The sequence below is a fragment of the Vibrio sp. Vb339 genome, from assembly GCF_902751245.1.
In the GTDB taxonomy this organism is placed as follows: Bacteria; Pseudomonadota; Gammaproteobacteria; order Enterobacterales; family Vibrionaceae; genus Vibrio; species Vibrio coralliirubri.
The window spans coordinates 1-3,722 of sequence record NZ_CADDIS010000021.1; the positions used below are offsets into that span (position 1 = coordinate 1).

3 protein-coding genes and 1 pseudogene are annotated in these 3,722 nt (G+C 40.8%); 1 reads left to right on the forward strand and 3 read right to left on the reverse strand.

The features are described 5' to 3' along the window. The coding region (locus tag HRQ85_RS25955) for an isocitrate lyase/PEP mutase family protein (RefSeq protein ID WP_172380977.1) at positions 1-537 on the reverse strand (537 nt) is incomplete at its 3' end. A gap of 763 nt (positions 538-1,300) precedes the next feature. Continuing rightward, positions 1,301-1,543, reverse strand: a complete 243-nt coding sequence (locus tag HRQ85_RS25960; protein WP_172380978.1) for a hypothetical protein — start codon at positions 1,541-1,543, stop codon at positions 1,301-1,303. 830 nt (positions 1,544-2,373) lie between these two features. Between HRQ85_RS25960 and HRQ85_RS25965 the strand changes: the two are divergent. Further along, positions 2,374-2,963, forward strand: a pseudogene (locus HRQ85_RS25965) (IS6 family transposase). Between the two features lie 85 nt (positions 2,964-3,048). On the opposite strand, the gene HRQ85_RS25970 reads toward HRQ85_RS25965, so the two are convergent. Then, positions 3,049-3,639, reverse strand: a complete 591-nt coding sequence (locus HRQ85_RS25970; RefSeq protein WP_172380979.1) for a DUF2913 family protein — start codon at positions 3,637-3,639, stop codon at positions 3,049-3,051. Positions 3,640-3,722: the final 83 nt, after the last annotated feature.

A 3,722-nucleotide genomic window follows, 5' to 3' on the forward strand; every position in this document is an offset into this window, starting at 1 on the left:
GGGTAGAAAAATGCCATCTGCGCCCGCTTGTTGATATTTATTAATTCTCTCAATACTAGTTGCAAGAGGATTTTCAACATTAAGTAAGAACACGTCACTTCTGACATTAATAAAAGTATCAAGACTTGCTTCGCGAATGCATTCTTTAACTTTTTCTATTGTTTTACCGAATAGGGAGCTGTCACGCAAGCTTCTTTCACCGTCTACCACGACACTGTCTTCTATGTTGACTCCAACAACTCCAACTTTAACTAATTCAATAATATTCTTTGCTATAATTTCAGGCGTATCTCCGTAGCCAGATTCAAGATCTACGGTCAAAGGCAGTTCTGTAGACTTAACAATTGCTTTTACAATCGACAAAAGGTCTTTGAAACGGATATTTTCTCCATCTTCCTTCCCAAGGCTATTAGCAATAGCCGCGCTAGAAGTACCAAGGACAGAAAAACCGACACTCTCGGCGATCTTCGCGCTTGGTACATCCCATACATTACAAATAACTAATGGTTCTTCCATTTTATGCATATTTTTGAACATATCTGATACTCCAATTTACTTTTGTATTAAATGATTCAGGTAGATATTAACAACGGTAGAAGAGTAAGGTGCGCAATTTTCGGAACTGAATGATAAATATTTACAAGGCCTATATTCAGAAACTCTCTGGTGCATTAGATAAAATAGAGGGTCTGTCGCAAATCATAATAAAGACGTGACAGACCGTTTAGTGGTAAGAGGGATAGACAGGGGATTAGTAAATTATCCTACGTTAAGGATTTATAACGTAACATCCCCACTTTATCTTCAATCTCTCTCCCTAAGACCTAGCGTGTCTAGAAGGGGCTTGTTGCAAAAAATCAGCTTAAAGCTGAAACTATCATTGTTTGTAGTAATGATTTCCCCCGTCATTACTGCAGACCATGGTAGTGTCATCCTCTGTCCAATTTTTTGCGACAGCCCCTCAGTGTCAGTATTAAGACGGCTTTTACCGCGATTTTCATTTCGTCTTCATTTACTTGATTTTTCTCCAAAAAAACGACTTATCACCCGAAACGGTGGATAACTTAAATTTCGGTAGAACCTATCCATTGTTCACCTAGAAAAGCCTCGGCGCCACTGTGGCAGGAAAAAGTCGACCAGCTTCAGAGAGTGTCATGTGTCCAGCCAGAGCTTGGGGCGTCGTCAGTGCGTAAACTTTGCCCCTCAAGACTGACTGTCATCAACAAGCTATGCTTGTTTGGCGTTAAAATGTCAGGCTTGTCCCCCTGAATGTCATTGCTCGTTGACTTCATCTCTTTATTTAAAGCGCTCGTTTTATCTCAGCGACCGCCTGCTTGATTTGGGTTGGGTTTGCGGAAAAGATGACGTGGATGTTCTCCGCTGTTGGGTTTACCGTCGGCATGACAATCAACGCTGGCCTCCCCTGAAACCCCAAGGTTTGGAACAAGGACAGGGCGCGCTCAGTCTTGTCATCCGCTAACGTCAGTTCATCTTGCGACAACGAGACTTTTGATAATGCCATTTGGATGTCTTCTTGGGTCAAATGCCCCTCATTGTATCCTGTCGCAAATAAGACGCGATGATACTCATTGTACGCGTCCATGCCTTTGGTTTCATACACCGCATTGCCTGTGTTGGCCGCTAACGCACTCAGCGGCCAGATTTTGTAAAAATTCAGGATGCGCCATCCATGCCGGTAAAACCGACATCTGCATCACGACAATCGATACAACTACGCCTAACAAGGCGCCCAGGACAATTGGTAATCTTCTTTTCATGCTCATTCACTTTTATTTAAAAATGCGAGACCGCATCGGGTTTCGGCTGGGTATAAAACAACGTTAAGTCGTAACGGCCGGTTCTCAAATAGTCTTTGTCAGACAGCATCACAAAAAAGTAATCGTCTTCACGGTGCATCCAGAATTGTGAAAAGTTCTTTGCGATCAACACACCAAACTATCTGCTCAACCATGTCAGCAAGTAGAATATCTGCCAAACAATTAAGCTCACAATCACTCAGAAATATATCATCGTTCTTGATGTGAATTACCAACACTCCACTATTACTTGATATTTGTTTAAAATCACGAACTGTATGCACCTTACTGTAGAGCAAAATGAGCTGTTCGGTATCACTAACTACAATACCTCTAATTGTGTCCCTATCATTGTAATTTGCCCCCTTTGTTCCCATACATTGAGGTTGTGTCGCAATTATAAGTTAGGTCATGGCAGACCCGTGCTGCAGGTACACTTAGTTTGCGAGGAAACAGAATGGTTCAGAGAGGGTTGCTCCCTCAAGAGGGGGCTTGTTGCAAAAAATCAGCTCAAAGCTGAAACTATCATTGTTTGTAGTAATGATTGGTAAAATCAATGGCGAACGAGTTTAAATGGAAACACTTTGCCCCTGAAATCATTCCTTGATATCTATGTTGGTATGTTCAACTTTTATGAACTACGCTAATCTCAGCAATATGCTGCAGGAGCGAGAAATTTCGGTTAACCGTTCAACTATTTATCGGTGGTTTATTGAATATGCCCCAGCATTACGGAAAAAATTACGCCGTCGTCAATTTATCCGAGCAGACTCTTCGTGGCAGCTCGATGAAACCTACGTCAAGGTAAAAGGAAAGTGGCATTATCTGTACCGAGCTATCAACAAGCAGGGTGAGACGCTGGACTTTATTTATCCCATAAACGTAATAAATAGGCGGCTTATCAGTTTCTTAAGCGGTGTTTGCACCACTATCAAAAAGAGTGGCAGCCTCATACATTAAACACCGACAAGCATTCTTCATATGCCAATGCGATGACCTGATTGAAGAAGGAGAGACGGCTTCGAGCGGATGTTAAACAAAGGGCAGTTTGATTTCTGGTTACGTCGTGATGAACGTAAACCCCTTGCGCGGGAGAGATCTGCCTTCATGAACCGCCTCTTCAATGTTGAGGTGGTTTTCAATTAGAAATGGAAAACGGAATGGCTGAACTCACTTATCAATATTTTTGCAACAGGCCCGAACTTACCGTTATTTTTATCTTATATCACATTTATGATGCACCATTAAATGTGATATAAGGGTGCAGTTGATAGTGGTAGTTACTTAACTTTTCATTGGCTTGATACAGCTCGAACTTAAAGTAAAGCTGTTCTGTTAAACACTTTATAAAATAATCAAGTTCATAGGTATGTATGAATAGTGAGATAGGTGCAATCTGGCGATTGTCCTCATCAAAACAATGATTAATATGTGCCCTATCGAGATAAACAACATTGACTTCTTGCTCAGGAGTTTCTTCAATAAGTTTTGTTGTTAACCCTGCTCGTTCAAAGTAATCCAATAAAATGTAAAGTTTATCAACATCGTTTTTGCTTTCTATCGCGTAATGTTGGCTTAGAATGTTGAGCAATTGCCTTTCAATTGAACCAAACTTGTTTTTCATCAAGCAAATGGTCTTCAGCTTTTTCTTAATAATGCTATATCGACCCAGCTTAATCTTCGGCTTTAAAAAATCGATAATGATCTTGTTTCGAGCTTCTTCTTTGATAAAGCTACGGGAAGCACTCACTTTAAAGTAAAGGTGAAGAAGCGCATTTTCGAATGTTGATTTCAGTAGTTGGTGGTATGAATATTCGTGCATTTGTAATGTTCTGGTTGATAAGGTGATGCACCTTTTGGAAGTCACGGATATAAGCCGGAATCGCTAAATCCTCTCCATTATCT

Bases quoted from the DNA above. Each gene is read 5' to 3' on its own strand.
- HRQ85_RS25970 (WP_172380979.1), bottom strand. From the start codon at position 3,639: ATGCACGAATATTCATACCACCAACTACTGAAATCAACATTCGAAAAT.